A 15,758-nucleotide genomic window follows, 5' to 3' on the forward strand; every position below is an offset into this window, starting at 1 on the left:
TTGAATGATCCTCAGTCGTGGGTAAAACCGTTAACGCGCATCCCTTCCAGTTTAAAACCGCTCGTTGCTACGCAGAAAAAGCATTATGGCGATGTATTGCATCCTACTCGCTGGTGGGGGCGGATGCCGTTTCTGTTCTGGCTGGTGGCGCTGTTTGTCGGATTTCTGGAGCGTAAAAAAGCACGTTTAACGCCGGTGATGCGCGCGCTGTTGATGACCCGCGTTTCTCAGGTGTGCCACTGCGCTTTCTGCGTTGATGCCAACAGTTTACGGTTGGCTGAACGCTGTGGCGCGCTGGATAAAGTCTTACAGGTTGCCAACTGGCAAGAATCGACGCTATTTAACACAGAAGAGCGCGTAGCGCTGGCCTATGCTGATGCGGTCACCGCTACGCCTCCACAGGTTGACGCTGCGCTTAAAGCGCAGATGAAGCAGCATTTTACCGAGGACGCCATTACTGAAATGACCGCGTTGATTGCGTTTCAAAATCTCTCGGCGCGTTTTAATGCCGCTCTCGAGATCCCTTCCCAGGGGCTGTGCGACAGCCTTAAAGGACGCCCGCATGCTTGATCGTCATCTTCATCCGCGATTAAAACCGCTTTTGCATCGCTGCGTGGGCATTATTGATAAGCCTGCGATTACGCCGGACGGGCTTACGCTGGTCGGTTTTGCTATTGGCGTGTTGGCCTTGCCATTTCTGGCGTTAGGCTGGTATCTGGCAGCGTTGGCGGCGATTGTGCTTAATCGGCTTTTTGATGGGCTGGATGGGGCGCTGGCGCGGCGCAGAGGGCTAACCGACGCGGGAGGATTTCTTGATATCTCGCTCGATTTTCTGTTTTACGCCCTGGTACCATTCGGTTTTATGCTCGCCGATCCGGCGGCTAACTCGCTGGCTGGTGGCTGGCTACTGTTCGCCTTTATGGGAACCGGCAGCAGCTTTCTGGCCTTTGCCGCGCTGGCGGCGAAACATCAAATTGATAACCCGGGGTACGCGCATAAATCGTTTTATTATTTGGGGGGGCTGACCGAAGGTACCGAGACGATTATGCTGTTTGTGTTGGGGTGTCTGTTCCCGGAATATTTTGCCATGATGGCGTGGGTCTTTGGCGCACTGTGCTGGATGACGACGTTTACCCGGATCCGGAGCGGATACCTGACACTGAAAGCGGTCCAGCGTCAGGCGTAGCGTATTGCGTTGCCGGATGCGCTTATCCGGCAATAATGACAGCCTTACTTGCTGGTTTCAGGACCCCGTTCACCGCTGGCAACCGGATTTTTGGGATTGCTGCTCCACTCATACCAGCCGCCGTCGTAGACTGAGACGTTTTTCCAACCCATCGCTCGGGCGTACATAAATGTTTCCGAAGCACGCCAGCCGGTACCGCAATAGAACGAGACCTGCTGCTGTGGCAGGATATTCCATTGCTTCCACATGGCGGCGATGTCATCCGCACTGCGCATGGTGCCATCCGGGTTATGGAAATCTTCCATGTGGGTGGAATCACTGCCCGCGTGGCCCCAACGTGCGCCTGCGATCTCACCTTTTGGCTTAATGTAGCTATAGCCGCTGGTGGTACCGACAAATTCCGGCCATGAACGAATGCTCACCAAAGACGCATCCTGGCGATGCAGCAGGCCGCGAGCCTGTTCCATATCCAGCATCAACTGCGGCTGGGCGGGAATGGTCACGCCGAAATCAGGTTCTGGTTTCACCGATGGCGCAGTGCCGCGTTCAACCGGTAAACCTGCGTCGGACCAGGTTTGCCAGCCGCCGTCGAGCAGACGAACATCTTTTACGCCTGCATACAGCATAATTTGCGCCACGCGCGCGGCGGCATAGACATCACGGCCGTATAAAATCACCGTGGTGTCATGGCGGATGCCGTGCTTCGCCAGCATCGCTTTGAGCTGGTCGTCTGACACTTTGTTCCACAGCGGTTCGCTTTCGACTTCGTTGGTATCAATGTAGCCCGCACCGGGGATATGGCTCAACAGATACAACTTCGGTGCGCCCCAGGCGGCCTCAATCACTTTCCAGTCACCCGCTGGTTTAGCGGTTACGTTTTTACCCTGCTGCAGGTCGTGAAGCCACTGCGGGTACACCAACTGTTCAAAGTGCGGCAGACGTTGCAGGCGGGCAGGGTCCGTAAGCGCATCGCTGAGGGTAGAGATATGGTTAAAGCCAACTTTTTGCAGGCGGGATTTGACAGCCTGCATGTCGTTATCGCTGCCATACAGCGCCACCGGCGCATCGGTGCTGAGTTGATGTGACTTAACCCAGGCGCTGAGTTGTTCATCATTCATCTTGTCTAGCCAGGCAGCAGACAGGTTCAGAGCGGAAGGTTCGTGTCCTGAAGGGCCATTAAGCGACTGCGGCCAGCCGTTGTAAAAAGCGCTCTGACGGGTATCGATCGCCGCGCCTTGCTTTTGGTGTAACTGGTCGAGGGTGAGCGTCTGTGCTGTTTCAGCAGCCCAGGAGGAAGCGCAAGCGAGCCCTAAAGCAAGTGCCAGCGCGGTCATTTGAGAAACACGTTTCATCGAATAGCCCGACGTTGAAAAAAGAGGACGACATTCTGTGCCGCCGGTTAAGTAAAAACCTTGCGTTAACGCAGCATATCGCCACATTCACGCCCAGTTTTCCATCTGTAATACACGACCTGCTGGCGGGACATCCTGCGCGTCATGGGTAACCTGCACCACTGGAATACCCTGCTTACGTACCTCGGTAAAGACCCACTGACGAAAGGTATCACGTAGCGACGCGTCCAGCCGACTAAAGGGTTCATCAAGTAACAGTGCCTGGGGCTGAGCCAGTAGCGCGCGGAGCAGGGCGACACGCGAGCGTTGTCCGCCGGAGAGCGACGCCGGATCGCGCGAATAAAAACCGGCCAGGTCCGCACGTGCGAGAGCGCTTTCCACCGCGTGTCGTCTGGCTGGTCCTTGCAGACTGGCGGGCAGAGCCAGCAGTAAATTCTGCCCAACGCTGAAATGGTCAAACAACAACGCATCCTGGAACAGAATGCCAATCTGGCGCTGCGCCGTAGGCAGCGCGTCAACGCGTCGTTCGTTGAGCCACAGCTCGCCTGATGCCTGAAACTGCGGCGACAACGCCCCGACCATCCACGAAAATAACGAAGACTTTCCGCTGCCGGAAGAACCCATAATTGTGACAATGTCACTTTTATCAACCTGAAAGGTAACGTTCTTCAGCAGCGCAGTCGCACCCTGGTACAACGAAACGTTTTGCACAATGAGCATTAGCGGAGTCCTTGTCGAAAGCGGCCAATCCATGCAGCGAGAAATGCGACCAGGGCGAAAATGGTGAGTGGCAACAGAAGTTGCCATAGCGCCTGGGTTGCCAGAATAGCAGTGCTACCGCCGCTGCTTAATGCGACCGCTTCGGTGGTTAACGTGGGAAAGCGCCCAGCACCTAACCACTGCGTCGGCATATACTGGGCGATACTGACAGAGAATCCTACCGCGAAGGCAATCAGCGCCGGGCGAGCCAGTAGGGGACATTTTACCTGCCAGAATATGCGGCTCCGTGTCCAGCCCAGCGTTTGCGCAATCAAAATCAATCGCGGGTCAATGCGCTGCCAGGCCGGTTTAAGCACAAATAGCATCCAGGGCATCACCCACAGCAGGTGGCCCCAGATAATGGTCGTTATCAGTCCATCCTGTCCGGCATATAACGCCAGCAGATATTGTCCGGTTACCAGCGGTAGCGCGGGCAAAATCAGCGGTAGCCAGACCCAACGGTGTCCGGTTTGCGGCCCCCATTCCAGCCAGGCAAAAAGTATTAGCAGCGCCAGCAGGCTGGAGACAAGTCCCAGTTGCAGACTATTGCTGAGCGCCTCGCTATTTAGCGATGAATAGCTGGCGAGCAGCGCCAGAACCAGCGCGGATACCATACCGCTAAGGGGTAAAAGTTGTACTAACGAACGTTCGGTTGTACAGGATGGAAAACGCAGGCGTTCACCGGTTACTGCGGGAATGGTGCGTCGCCAGACGCGCCACAACAGATACCCTGCCAGCGCGATGATGAGGAGCAACAGCACCAGCAACAGGCTGGCGAGCGCGCCTTTCGCCTGCTGCCCGGCATCGCCCTGACTGAGCCATTGCCAGCTCAAAACGGCAAGCGTTGGCGGATTTCCGGGGCCAAGAACGATTGCCACATCCACAACGGAGAGTGACCAGGCGACAATCGCCAGCATCGCTTTACCTGAGGCTGGGGCGATTGAAGGCAGGATTAGCCAGTTCAGGCATTGCAGTCGGCTGTAGCCCAGCGAATCCAGAACGATAACCTGCTGCGAAAGGTGTTTTTCGCTCAGTTGGGCTGAGAGGATCCATAACAAAAAGGCGCTTTCTTTCACCGCCAGCGTCACGCCAAGTCCAATGCCGTAACGGTCTGGCTGTGGGCTGAGGAACGGGAGCCATTGCCAGATTTTACCGCCTTCAGCAAAAATCAACAGCGCGCTGGTGGCGAAGGCAACGTGCGGAATCGCCAGCAGCCACGGAAGGCGCGAGCACAGACGCGCCCAGCCAGCGCCGGGCCATAAGGCGAGGATTGCCAGTAGTGCAATGATCAGTGCGCCGCCGGCAGCGAGTCCTGTGGAAACAAGCGTCGCCAGTAATGCCTGCGCAAGTTGAGGGTCGGCAAAGAGCGCCAGCCAATGGGTCAGACTAAGGGCTGGCACTATCAGAGAGAAAACCGCTGGCGCCAGCGGCAGATAAACTGCCACCATGATGGCCCAGAGTAGCAAAATTAATGCGTACCGTAGCGGCGTAGCCATTCTTGTTCCAGAGCGTTTACCCAGGCGGCATGCGGTTCTGGCAGCACGGCGGGAAGTCCTTGCGGGATCCGTGCCAGCAGTGCATCACGTTGTTCGACGGGCAATTTTTGTGGATCAAGCACCGAAGGATCTCCCCAGACAGTTGAGTCGGCTTTACGCAGTTGTGCTTCGGGCGAAAGCAGGAAGTTTGCCACGACTTTTGCTCCTGCACTGGCGCGGGCATTCGCCGGAATGGCAACAAAGTGCACGTTGCCGAGCATGCCCTGTGAGAAACCAAAACTGTAGCTGCTTTTAGGCAATTCGCCGCTGGCTACTTTTTGCTGCGCGTGGGCAGGGTTAAAGGTCAATGATAAACGCAGGGTTCCAGAATTGAGTAGCGCATCCATTCGTGCAGGCGAGGGCGGAAAGTCTTTACCTTCACGCCACAGTACAGGGTGCAGTGTATCAAGATAATGCCACAATGGCGCGGTAACGTCGGCGAATGTGGCTGTATCTGGTACGATTTTAAGCGCTTGTGGTTGCGTGGTGAGCGAAATTAACAACTGCTCCAGAAACGCCGTGCCGGTAAAGTCTGGTGGACGCGGATAGGTCACCGTGCCAGGATGCGCCTGGGCAAATTCCAGCAGCGCCTGTGGGGATTGCGGTGGCTGCGCGGTGAGATCGCGCCTCGCGATGAAGGTTAGCTGTGCGCCACCCCAGGGGGATTCAGCCCCCTCGGTTGGAACGGAGAAATCTTCGCTCACCGGTTTTTGGGTATCAACATAGCGCCAGTTAGGCAACGTTTGCGCCCACTGGGTTTGCAGCAGCCCGGCTTCTTTCAGCGTACGAAAATTTTCGCCGTTTACCCACAGTAAATCGACAGACCCCCCGGTTTTTCGCCCGGATGCAGCTTCAGTCTGAATGCGTTTTACCGCGTCGGCGGCATCTGCGAGACGTACGATTTTCAGGTTTATGGCATAGTGTGTTTTCATCTCGCCGCTAACCCAGTCGAGATACTGGTTAACTGCGTTGTCGCCACCCCAGGCATTGAACCACACCGTCTGACCGCGGGCGTCATTTTTGATTTGCTGCCAGTCGGCATCCTGGGCAAACGTCGCCAGCGGACAGAGCAATAAACTCAGGCACAATAAGCAGTAACGCATAGTATCTCCATTGCTAAAAATGGGGGAATTCTCAGGTTTTTTTTCGTTGATGTTCAAGATACAGGCTTCTCGCCACTGAAATCATCACGCTCAGGGCGAACAGGATGAACAGTCCGGTCACAAACCAAAATGTACCGCCGGTTAACAGGCTACCCGCCCATGAATAGACGATAGTGGCGGGTAACTGGCCGATGCCGGTGGCAATGAAAAAATGGCGAAACCGAATCGAGGTCAGGCCTGCTGCGTAGCTTACCGGATCGAACGGTACAAAAGGTAACAGGCGACAGACAAGAATGGTGTGCTTGCCATAGCGCTCGAAAAAAGCGTCCATGTTGTTCAACACCGTTTTTCCGGTCAGTTTCTCCACCGCGCCACGGCCTAAAACGCGAGCAATAAAAAAGCACAGCGCCGCGCCGGTCATCGCGCTGCACCAGGACAGTACGCCGCCCCAAAATGCGCCAAACAGCGAGGCGTTGGCAAAGGTGATCACAAAGGCCGGAAGGGGGGCTACGATGGCCTGTAAGAGCATCAGGAAGAAAGAAACAACCGCCGCCTGAGTTCCGTAAGAACGAATGAAATTCTCAATGGCATGCTGATCGAGCGTGGCAAATGCCGCCAGGCTGGCGCGGAGAAAATCGCTCACACCAGGTATCCACGCCCACGCCATCAGCGCGAGCAGCAACAGGATAATCACTCCTGCCCGGTAGAAATGGATGCGTCGTTTTATCATTTATCTGCGCACTCGTGAGGAGCTGATGGATCGACATGCTTATAACGAGCCCAGGCTTTGGCAGCCTGTACGAGGACAAAAAGCGCCAGCCCCGCAACGCTGAGCTCACCGATAAATGTCCAACTAATTCCTTCGCTGGCCAGTTCGTGCGACATCAGTGTATAGATAAAGATGCCAGGTAAGGTGGTTACAGCAGATATCACGGTAAATGACCAGAACGGAATGGCCGTCAGCCCATAGGCGTAGTTTTGAATGTTATAAGGGAACAGCGGCACGAGGCGGGTGAGGATAAGAAAGTCAACTCCGCTATGGGCAATGCCTTTTTCGATAGCCTGAAACATTGCCGTATGCCCAACGTATTTTTGCAGCAGTTCCCGGCCCAGCCATCGCGCCAGCAAAAAAGACAGCGATGAAGCCACAGTTGCCGCCACTAATGAGATAACCGTCCCGGTCACGGGGCCAAACAGCACACCGCCAACGATCACCAGGATGCTGCCTGGGATGAGACACAACGCCGCGAGAATGAACAGCAGGATAAAAAGCGTATAGCCGAACATGCCGCTCTGGCGGATGACGTCTTGTAAATGATGGAAATTAGTTATCAGGTCGGTCAGACCGTAATGATGGAAAACTCCCGCCAGAACGCAGAACAGGGCCCCGACAATCAGCAGCCGGTATTCTGCTTTATGCGAGCTTCTTTTTCATGGGGGTTCTCCTGTAAAACTGAGTGCAATGCAGCATTTTCATCAGCGAAAAGTGCGCGCGAAGATATAGTAAAATTCCGACTACAACAATGAATTACCGTTGCTTTATTGATTTTGCACCAAATAAACACACTCTCCAGGCCTGGCCCGGAGAGTGCAAAAACGCAAAAGATTAGACGCGGAATTTAGCCCATACCGGCGCATGATCGGACGGCTTTTCCATGCTGCGAATTTCATAATCGATGCCGGTTTCTTCGCAGCGCTCCGCCAGCGGGTTGCTCGCCAGCAGCAGATCGATACGCAGGCCACGGTTATCGTCAAAGCCTTTTGAGCGGTAATCAAACCACGAGAACTGGTCGTTCTTTTCAGGATAGGCGTGACGGTAGGTATCCACCAGACCCCAGCCCAGCAGACGCTCCATCCACTCGCGCTCTTCCGGCAGGAAGGAGCATTTTCCGGTACGCAGCCAGCGTTTACGGTTCTCTTCGCCAATGCCGATATCGAGATCGGTTGGGCTAATATTCATATCGCCCATGATCAATACCGGATTGTCGCGCTTCAGCTCTGTCTCAAGATAGTTTTGCAGGTTCTGATAAAACGCGGCTTTGGCCGGGAATTTGGTTTCATGGTCACGGCTTTCGCCCTGCGGGAAATAACCGTTGATCACCGTGATGCTGCCCAGAGGAGACGGAATTTCCGCCATGATGATACGACGCTGCGCCTCTTCGCCATCGCCTGGGAAGCCACGACGCACCGCAATTGGTGTTTCTTTTGTTAACAACGCGACGCCGTAATGACCTTTCTGGCCATGATAAAAGACGTTATAACCGAGTTTTGCCACCTCTTCGAGAGGGAACATATCGTCGTGGACTTTTGTCTCCTGTAAGCCAATCACATCCGGTTGGTGTTTTTCGACAATGGCTGCCAGTTGATGGGGACGGGCCCGCAGGCCGTTGATATTAAAAGAGACAAATTTCATAGTCACTGCCACTTTGCAAGATGAATAGTGCAAGGATGGTAGCAGAATTTCTGCAGACTGACTGCTTCTTGTCACGTGATTCCAACAATGATTGCTAATGGTGTTAACGATGGAGCAAAAACTGCACCGTTTTGGCGCGAAGCGCGTCGGAATGGGGCAATAATTTCCGAAAAATTTCGTATACGATCACAATTCCAGAATTATATTTGGCGACTGAATAAAACTGCGTTTTTTCCTCTGTTTAGTCGCCTGATGTGCAAACATATTCACTTTATATGCACATATAGTGAATATCGTCACGTTGTAACTTGTTGATATTCCGTCATGGACCTCCGTTTATGCACTTTTTTCGCTGGCTGGCACGAACCCTGCAATCTACATTTACACCGCAAACACTATATTTATTAACATATAAATAACCTTTTATTTACCGTTGAGGTCGCTATGTCTCTGTCAATTACGCGTGAAAATTTTGATGAATGGATGATGCCCGTATACGCTCCGGCCCCTTTTATTCCGGTACGGGGTGAAGGTTCACGTCTGTGGGATCAACAGGGTAAAGAGTATATCGATTTCGCGGGAGGCATTGCGGTTAATGCGCTGGGCCACGCACATCCAGCATTGCGTGAGGCATTAAACGACCAGGCGAGCAAATTCTGGCATACGGGAAATGGTTACACCAACGAGCCGGTATTGCGTCTGGCGAAAAAGCTGATTGACGCCACCTTTGCCGAGCGCATTTTCTTCTGTAACTCAGGGGCAGAAGCCAACGAAGCGGCGTTAAAACTGGCACGTAAATATGCTCATGATCGTTTTGGTAGCCAGAAGAGCGGCATTGTGGCGTTTAAAAATGCTTTTCACGGCCGCACGCTATTTACCGTCAGTGCTGGTGGTCAGCCTGCTTATTCACAGGATTTCGCGCCGCTGCCACCGGATATCCGCCATGCCGTGTATAACGATCTCGATTCTGCCAGCCAACTGATTGATGACAGCACCTGTGCGGTCATCGTCGAGCCTGTGCAGGGCGAAGGCGGCGTGGTGCCGGCAACAAACGCGTTTCTGCAGGGGCTGCGTGAATTATGCGATCGCCATAATGCGCTGCTGATTTTTGATGAAGTTCAGACCGGGGTTGGCCGTACTGGCGAGCTGTATGCCTATATGCATTACGGCGTTACGCCGGACCTGCTGACTACCGCAAAGGCGCTGGGCGGCGGTTTCCCTATTGGCGCACTGCTGGCGACAGAGCATTGCGCCAGTGTGATGACGGTAGGTACGCACGGTACAACGTACGGCGGAAACCCACTGGCCACTGCGGTGGCGGGTAAACTGCTGGAAATTGTTAACACGCCGGAAGTGTTGAACGGAGTCAAACAGCGACATGACTGGTTTGTGGAGCGTATTAACGCCATTAACGAGCGTTTTGAACTGTTTAGTGAAATTCGTGGACTTGGACTGCTGATCGGCTGCGTGCTGAATGCGGAATATGCAGGGAAAGCGAAACTTATCTCACAAGAAGCGGCTGTCGCCGGGGTGATGGTACTGATTGCTGGTGCGAATGTGGTGCGTTTTGCGCCAGCGTTAAACGTCAGCCAGGAAGAAGTTGCTACCGGCCTGGATCGCTTTGCGCTGGCCTGCGAACGCATTAAAGCAGGAGGTTCATCATGATGGTGATTCGTCCCATTGAACGTGCTGATATCACCGCGTTGATGCAGCTTGCCAGTAAGACCGGCGGCGGATTGACCTCGCTACCGGCGAATGAAGCGACGCTAATGGCACGTATCGAACGTTCGCTACAAACCTGGCGCGGTGAGTTGCCCAAAAGTGAGCAGGGATATGTGTTTGTGCTGGAAGACAGCACCAGCGGAACCGTGGCGGGGATTTGCGCCATCGAGGTGGCAGTCGGGCTTAACGATCCCTGGTACAACTATCGGGTCGGTACTCTGGTGCACGCCTCGAAAGAATTGAACGTGTATAACGCGCTACCGACGTTGTTCCTGAGTAACGATCACACGGGTAGCAGCGAGCTCTGTACGCTGTTTCTCGACCCTGACTGGCGAAAAGAAGGCAACGGCTATTTGTTGTCGAAGTCGCGCTTTATGTTTATGGCCGCCTTTCGTGACAAGTTTAACGAGAAGGTCGTTGCCGAGATGCGCGGCGTGATTGATGAGCACGGCTACTCTCCGTTTTGGCAAAGCCTCGGCAAACGTTTTTTCTCAATGGAATTCAGCCGGGCGGATTTTCTCTGCGGAACAGGGCAAAAAGCGTTTATTGCTGAATTAATGCCCAAGCATCCTATTTATACCGATTTCCTGTCTGATGAAGCACAAAGCGTGATTGGTCAGGTACATCCGCAAACGGCACCCGCGCGGGCGGTGTTGGAGAAAGAGGGATTTCGCTATCGCAACTATGTCGATATTTTTGACGGCGGGCCGACCCTGGAATGCGATATTGACCGGGTGCGGGCGATTCGTAAAAGCAGACTGGTTGAGGTGGCTGAAGGGCAGCCAGCACAGGGGGATTATCCGGCTTGTCTGGTTGCCAATGAAAACTATCAAAACTTTCGCGTCATGCTGGTTCGTGCCGACCCGAATACTCAACGTCTGGTGCTGACGGCGGCACAACTGGATGCCCTGAAATGCCACGCGGGCGACCATGTACGTTTTGTGCGTCTTTGTGCAGAGGAGAAAACAGCATGACATTATGGATAAACGGCGACTGGGTAACAGGGCTCGGCGAGCGTCGGGTGAAAACCAATCCTGTCAGTGGAGATGTGCTGTGGCAGGGTAATGATGCCGAGGCAACTCAGGTGGCGCAGGCGTGCCACGCAGCGCGTACGGCTTTTCCTGGCTGGGCAAAGCAGCCTTTTGCCGCGCGTCAGGCGATTGTGGAGAAATTTGCTGCTCTGCTGGAAAGCAATAAAGCCGGGCTAACACAGATTATCGCCCAGGAAACCGGAAAACCTCGTTGGGAAGCAGCCACGGAACTGACGGCGATGATCAATAAAATTGCTATCTCCGTGAAAGCTTACCATGCCCGCACCGGAGAGCAGCATAGCGAATTACCGGATGGCGCGGCAACGTTGCGCCATCGCCCACACGGCGTGCTGGCAGTTTTTGGCCCATATAACTTCCCAGGTCATTTACCTAATGGACATATTGTTCCGGCACTGCTGGCAGGCAATACATTGATTTTCAAACCCAGCGAGCTGACGCCGTGGACCGGTGAAGCTGTGGCAAAGCTGTGGGCGCAAGCGGGATTACCGCCGGGCGTGCTGAACCTTGTACAGGGCGGGCGTGAAACGGGGCAGGCGCTGAGCGCGCTGGAAGACCTCGATGGTCTGCTGTTTACCGGCAGCGCCAATACTGGTTATCACCTGCATCGACAGTTATCTGGTCAGCCGGAAAAAATCCTCGCCCTCGAAATGGGAGGGAACAACCCGCTGATTATTGAGAGCCCGGAAGATATTGATGCTGCTGTGCATCTGACCATTCAATCTGCGTTTGTTACCGCCGGACAGCGTTGTACCTGCGCTCGTCGCCTGTTAGTTAAAAAAGGCGCGCAGGGTGATGCGTTCCTCGCACGTCTGGTGGAAGTCAGCCAGCGTTTAATGCCCGGTAACTGGGACGCAGAACCGCAGCCATTTATTGGCGGGCTGATTTCCGAACAGGCCGCGCAGCACGTTTATGATGCCTGGCAGCGTCTGGAGTCGTTGGGTGGACGTACGCTGTTAGCCCCACGTCTGGTGAAAGGCGGAACATCACTGCTGGCTCCCGGTATCATTGAACTGACCGGAGCGGCGAACGTACCGGATGAAGAGGTTTTTGGCCCTCTGCTTGGCGTCTGGCGCTATGACAGCTTTGATGACGCGATTCGCATGGCGAACAACACCCGTTTTGGACTGTCTTGTGGGTTAGTTTCACCCGATCGCAGCCAGTTTGATCAACTGCTGCTGGAGGCGCGGGCAGGGATCGTCAACTGGAATAAACCGTTAACTGGCGCGGCGAGTACAGCGCCGTTTGGTGGTGTAGGTGCTTCCGGAAACCATCGTGCCAGCGCGTGGTATGCCGCAGATTATTGCGCCTGGCCGATGGCAAGTCTGGAATCACCAGCCTTAACGCTGCCAACAGCGTTAAGCCCTGGCCTGGATTTTTCTCGTGAGGATAAGCGATGAAAGCCCGTGAGATAAATTTTGATGGTTTGGTGGGGCTTACTCACCACTATGCTGGATTGTCATTTGGTAATGAGGCCTCAACCAAACACCGTTTTCAGGTGTCGAACCCACGTCTGGCGGCGAAACAGGGTCTGCTAAAGATGAAAGCGCTGGCGGATGCGGGATTTCCCCAGGCGGTGATCCCGCCCCATGAGCGGCCTTATATTCCGGTGCTACGGCAGTTGGGATTTAGCGGCAGCGACGAACAGGTGCTGGGGAAAGTGGCGCGTCAGGCACCGCACTGGCTTTCCAGTGCCAGCTCCGCATCGCCGATGTGGGTGGCGAATGCGGCAACGGTCTGCCCTTCAGCAGATGCGCTGGACGGGAAACTGCATCTGACGGTGGCGAATCTGAATAACAAGTTCCACCGTTCGCTGGAAGCGCCAACCACTGAAGCGTTGTTAAGGGCTATCTTTCGTGATGAGCATCGCTTTGCGGTCCATGGTGCATTACCCCAGGTGGCGCTTTTCGGTGATGAAGGTGCGGCCAACCATAACCGCCTTGGCGGGGAGTACGGCGGCCCCGGCGTACAGCTATTCATTTATGGTCGTGAAGAAGGGAATGCGTCCCAGCCGACGCGCTATCCGGCGAGACAATCTCGTGAGGCCAGTGAGGCAGTCGCGCGACTGAATCAGGTCAACCCGCATCAGTGTATTTTTGCCCAGCAAAATCCGGATGTCATCGATCTTGGCGTGTTTCATAACGATGTGATTGCGGTGTCGAATCGCCAGGTGCTGTTTTGTCATCAGCAGGCGTTTGTCAGACAGCAGGCATTGTTGACGCAGTTGCACAGCCAGGTGGCAGGTTTTACGCCGCTGGAAGTCCCGGCTGCTGAAGTGTCGGTGCAGGATGCGGTGACGACCTATTTGTTTAACAGCCAGTTATTGAGTCGTGATGATGGCTCGATGATGCTGGTTCTGCCACAAGAGTGTCGGGAGCATGCGGGCGTGTGGCGGTATCTGAACCGTCTGCTTGAGGAAGACAATCCGATCGATGAGCTGCGGGTATTTGATCTGCGTGAAAGCATGTCCAACGGCGGCGGTCCGGCGTGTTTGCGCCTGAGAGTGGTGCTTACCCCTCAGGAGCAGCAGGCCGTGAATCCGGCGGTTTTCATGAACGATACGCTGTTTAACACGCTGAATAACTGGGTTGATCGATACTATCGCGATCGTCTTACCGCCGCCGACCTTGCTGACCCGCAACTGCTGCGCGAGGGACGTGAAGCTCTGGATACATTGACACAATTGCTTAGTCTCGGCTCGGTTTATCCTTTCCAACTGGAGAGGTCGAACCATGAATGATTTTCTGACCCAAACGCTTGCAGGGATAACCCCCGAGCAAACCAAGGGCACCGCTCGCGGTTTTTCATGGCAGTGGCTCGGCTACGGGATTCTGGAGCTGACGCCGGACGCACCGGTCGAACATTCTCTGGTGCTGTCAGCGGGGATCCACGGCAATGAAACGGCCCCGGTAGAGATCCTGGATTCATTGCTGTCCAGTCTGTTTCGCGGTGAGTTGACGCTGACATGGCGGCTGTTGGTGATTCTGGGCAACCCACTGGCGCTGGCGGCGGGAAAACGGTATTGCCATAGCGACCTGAACCGAATGTTTGGCGGCCGTTGGCAGGTTCTCGCCGCGAGTGATGAAACGCAACGTGCCCATGAGCTTGAGCTGTGTCTGGAAGATTTTTATACGCGCGCGCAAGAGTCTGTACGCTGGCATCTGGATCTGCATACCGCGATTCGCGGCTCACAGCATCTGCGTTTTGGCGTGCTGCCACAACGAAATATTGCCTGGGACGAAGATTTTTTGGGGTGGTTGGGAGATGCAGGACTTGAGGCGCTGGTGTTCCATCAGACGCCTGGCGGTACGTTCACCCATTTTAGCGCTGAACATTTTGGCGCGCTGGCCTGTACACTGGAACTGGGTAAAGCGCTGCCGTTTGGGCAAAACGATCTGTCCCAGTTTGCGCAGACGGCGGATGCGCTGGCGAGGCTGCTGCAAGGCGAGCGAATGCCTGCAGGAAAAACATCTCCGCTGCGTTACCGCGTTGTATCGCAAATCACGCGACGTAGCGACGATTTCATTCTTCATATGGATAACCAGACGCTCAACTTTACCCCTTTTAAAGAGGGAACTTTGCTGGCGCAGGACGGTGATGAACGTTTTATTGTCACCCATGATGTTGAATACGTTCTCTTTCCGAATCCCAGTGTGGCCTGTGGTTTACGTGCCGGGTTGATGCTCCAAAAAATGTGATAAATATATATGCCCTGATGGTTTATTCCTAAGGGCTTATTTTTGCGTGCTGTTTTTATTTATTACGGATTATTCCTGGTGAATTGCTTTCTTAATAATCAGGGTTCAGGTATAGTTCTTCATAATCCTTTCAAAATCATCCTGTTGTGAATTTTTATTGCAACTCTGCGCAATTTATTCTTTTTTTCTTCATAATTGATGAAAATTTGTTTTTTATACTTTCACTGTTTTACCGTTACTCTGATTAATTGACGCTTAAGCCGGTAAAGTTAATCTCGTCAACACGACATCACATTGCATAAGAGTCGCATGAGTGTCGTAAAAATAACTGAAAGAAAGGATAGAAATTATGCGTAAACTGACTGCTCTGTTTGTTGCCTCTACTCTGGCCCTGGGCGCTGCCAACCTGGCCCACGCCGCTGACACGACAACAGCTGCGCCAGCTGATGCCAAACCGATGATGCACCACAACGGTAAATTCGCCCCGCATCACGACATGATGTTCAAAGACCTGAACCTGACCGATGCGCAGAAACAGCAGATTCGCGAGATCATGAAAGGTCAGCGTGACCAGATGAAACGTCCGCCGCTGGAGGAGCGTCGCGCGATGCACGACATTATTGCCAGCGATAGCTTCGATAAAGCGAAGGCCGAAGCGCAGATTGCGAAGATGGAAGAACAGCGCAAAGCCAACATGCTGGCGCATATGGAAACCCAGAACAAGATTTACAACATTTTAACCCCGGAACAGAAAAAGCAGTTTAATGCCAATTTTGAGAAGCGTCTGACAGAACGTGCGGCGCAGAAGGGTAAAATGCCACAAGCTGCCGAGTAATCGTTCAGCGTTTACACTAAATCATTCATGCTGTGTGTCCTGATTGCCGCACAGTGTGAAACCAAACTCAAGACCGCCGCTCTTGTCCACAATACGTTTAACGTGG

Annotated in this window: 15 protein-coding genes; 8 read left to right on the top strand and 7 right to left on the bottom strand. The window is 54.0% G+C overall.

The genetic code is table 11. The annotated features are described in order from the left end of the window. Together OGY15_RS10340 and OGY15_RS10345 are read left to right on the top strand one after the other, a co-directional pair. Entirely contained in the window at window positions 1-570 is a 570-nt protein-coding gene (locus tag OGY15_RS10340; protein ID WP_187259554.1) for a carboxymuconolactone decarboxylase family protein, read from the top strand. Further along, window positions 563-1,186, top strand: coding sequence for a CDP-alcohol phosphatidyltransferase family protein (locus OGY15_RS10345; protein WP_286539016.1), 624 nt, complete (start codon window positions 563-565; stop codon window positions 1,184-1,186). The genes OGY15_RS10340 and OGY15_RS10345 overlap by 8 nt, the downstream gene beginning before the upstream one ends. A 44-nt stretch (window positions 1,187-1,230) precedes the next feature. Here the strand turns inward: OGY15_RS10345 and OGY15_RS10350 are convergent, their stop codons facing one another. From OGY15_RS10350 to xthA, 7 genes are all read right to left on the bottom strand, one after another. After that, window positions 1,231-2,538, bottom strand: a complete 1,308-nt coding sequence (locus OGY15_RS10350; RefSeq protein ID WP_151218996.1) for a sulfurtransferase — start codon at window positions 2,536-2,538, stop codon at window positions 1,231-1,233. Between the two features lie 87 nt (window positions 2,539-2,625). Continuing rightward, a complete protein-coding gene (locus tag OGY15_RS10355) occupies window positions 2,626-3,258 on the bottom strand; it encodes an ATP-binding cassette domain-containing protein (RefSeq protein ID WP_151218997.1) in 633 nt (210 codons plus the stop codon). Next, entirely contained in the window at window positions 3,258-4,793 is a 1,536-nt protein-coding gene (locus OGY15_RS10360; RefSeq protein WP_286539017.1) for an ABC transporter permease family protein, read from the bottom strand. Before OGY15_RS10360 ends, OGY15_RS10355 begins: the two co-directional genes overlap by 1 nt. Next, window positions 4,766-5,935, bottom strand: coding sequence for an ABC transporter substrate-binding protein (locus tag OGY15_RS10365; protein WP_286539018.1), 1,170 nt, complete (start codon window positions 5,933-5,935; stop codon window positions 4,766-4,768). Before OGY15_RS10365 ends, OGY15_RS10360 begins: the two co-directional genes overlap by 28 nt. A gap of 31 nt (window positions 5,936-5,966) precedes the next feature. Next, window positions 5,967-6,665, bottom strand: a complete 699-nt coding sequence (locus tag OGY15_RS10370; protein WP_187259550.1) for a TVP38/TMEM64 family protein — start codon at window positions 6,663-6,665, stop codon at window positions 5,967-5,969. Further along, the gene (locus OGY15_RS10375; protein ID WP_187253018.1) at window positions 6,662-7,318 is read right to left on the bottom strand and encodes a TVP38/TMEM64 family protein; all 657 of its coding nucleotides are present in this window, start codon (window positions 7,316-7,318) and stop codon (window positions 6,662-6,664) included. The genes OGY15_RS10370 and OGY15_RS10375 overlap by 4 nt, the downstream gene beginning before the upstream one ends. Window positions 7,319-7,541: 223 nt before the next feature. Continuing rightward, a complete protein-coding gene (gene xthA / locus OGY15_RS10380; protein WP_043016615.1) occupies window positions 7,542-8,348 on the bottom strand; it encodes an exodeoxyribonuclease III in 807 nt (268 codons plus the stop codon). A gap of 444 nt (window positions 8,349-8,792) precedes the next feature. Here xthA and astC point away from each other — a divergent pair, with 444 nt between their 5' ends. The 6 genes from astC to spy all read left to right on the top strand — a co-directional run bounded on the left by astC (window position 8,793) and on the right by spy (window position 15,652). Then, a complete protein-coding gene (gene astC, locus OGY15_RS10385) occupies window positions 8,793-10,013 on the top strand; it encodes a succinylornithine/acetylornithine transaminase (protein ID WP_252838271.1) in 1,221 nt (406 codons plus the stop codon). Continuing rightward, window positions 10,010-11,044 carry an arginine N-succinyltransferase gene (gene astA / locus OGY15_RS10390; protein ID WP_187252554.1) on the top strand — a complete coding sequence of 345 codons (1,035 nt, stop codon included), beginning with the start codon at window positions 10,010-10,012 and terminating at the stop codon, window positions 11,042-11,044. The genes astC and astA overlap by 4 nt, the downstream gene beginning before the upstream one ends. Next, the gene (astD, locus tag OGY15_RS10395; RefSeq protein WP_286539019.1) at window positions 11,041-12,519 is read left to right on the top strand and encodes a succinylglutamate-semialdehyde dehydrogenase; all 1,479 of its coding nucleotides are present in this window, start codon (window positions 11,041-11,043) and stop codon (window positions 12,517-12,519) included. Before astA ends, astD begins: the two co-directional genes overlap by 4 nt. Then, window positions 12,516-13,859, top strand: a complete 1,344-nt coding sequence (gene astB / locus OGY15_RS10400) for an N-succinylarginine dihydrolase (RefSeq protein WP_151225364.1) — start codon at window positions 12,516-12,518, stop codon at window positions 13,857-13,859. Before astD ends, astB begins: the two co-directional genes overlap by 4 nt. After that, window positions 13,852-14,817 (top strand): succinylglutamate desuccinylase, encoded by a 966-nt coding sequence (gene astE, locus OGY15_RS10405; protein WP_151219003.1) that lies wholly within the window; start codon window positions 13,852-13,854, stop codon window positions 14,815-14,817. The genes astB and astE overlap by 8 nt, the downstream gene beginning before the upstream one ends. A 349-nt stretch (window positions 14,818-15,166) precedes the next feature. Beyond that, window positions 15,167-15,652: an ATP-independent periplasmic protein-refolding chaperone Spy gene (gene spy, locus OGY15_RS10410; RefSeq protein WP_003030629.1), complete on the top strand. Its 486-nt coding sequence runs from the start codon at window positions 15,167-15,169 to the stop codon at window positions 15,650-15,652. The last annotated feature ends 106 nt before the right edge of the window (window positions 15,653-15,758 follow it).

Source organism: Citrobacter sp. Cu231, assembly GCF_030332265.1.
Lineage (GTDB): Bacteria > Pseudomonadota > Gammaproteobacteria > Enterobacterales > Enterobacteriaceae > Citrobacter > Citrobacter meridianamericanus.

Coding starts and splice junctions, on each gene's coding strand:
- OGY15_RS10345 (WP_286539016.1), top strand. CDS start 563: ATGCTTGATCGTCATCTTCATCCGCGATTAAAACCGCTTTTGCATCGC.
- OGY15_RS10350 (WP_151218996.1), bottom strand. CDS start 2,538: ATGAAACGTGTTTCTCAAATGACCGCGCTGGCACTTGCTTTAGGGCTC.
- OGY15_RS10355 (WP_151218997.1), bottom strand. CDS start 3,258: ATGCTCATTGTGCAAAACGTTTCGTTGTACCAGGGTGCGACTGCGCTG.
- OGY15_RS10360 (WP_286539017.1), bottom strand. CDS start 4,793: ATGGCTACGCCGCTACGGTACGCATTAATTTTGCTACTCTGGGCCATC.
- OGY15_RS10365 (WP_286539018.1), bottom strand. CDS start 5,935: ATGCGTTACTGCTTATTGTGCCTGAGTTTATTGCTCTGTCCGCTGGCG.
- OGY15_RS10370 (WP_187259550.1), bottom strand. CDS start 6,665: ATGATAAAACGACGCATCCATTTCTACCGGGCAGGAGTGATTATCCTG.
- xthA (WP_043016615.1), bottom strand. CDS start 8,348: ATGAAATTTGTCTCTTTTAATATCAACGGCCTGCGGGCCCGTCCCCAT.
- astC (WP_252838271.1), top strand. CDS start 8,793: ATGTCTCTGTCAATTACGCGTGAAAATTTTGATGAATGGATGATGCCC.
- astA (WP_187252554.1), top strand. CDS start 10,010: ATGATGGTGATTCGTCCCATTGAACGTGCTGATATCACCGCGTTGATG.
- astD (WP_286539019.1), top strand. CDS start 11,041: ATGACATTATGGATAAACGGCGACTGGGTAACAGGGCTCGGCGAGCGT.
- astB (WP_151225364.1), top strand. CDS start 12,516: ATGAAAGCCCGTGAGATAAATTTTGATGGTTTGGTGGGGCTTACTCAC.
- astE (WP_151219003.1), top strand. CDS start 13,852: ATGAATGATTTTCTGACCCAAACGCTTGCAGGGATAACCCCCGAGCAA.
- spy (WP_003030629.1), top strand. CDS start 15,167: ATGCGTAAACTGACTGCTCTGTTTGTTGCCTCTACTCTGGCCCTGGGC.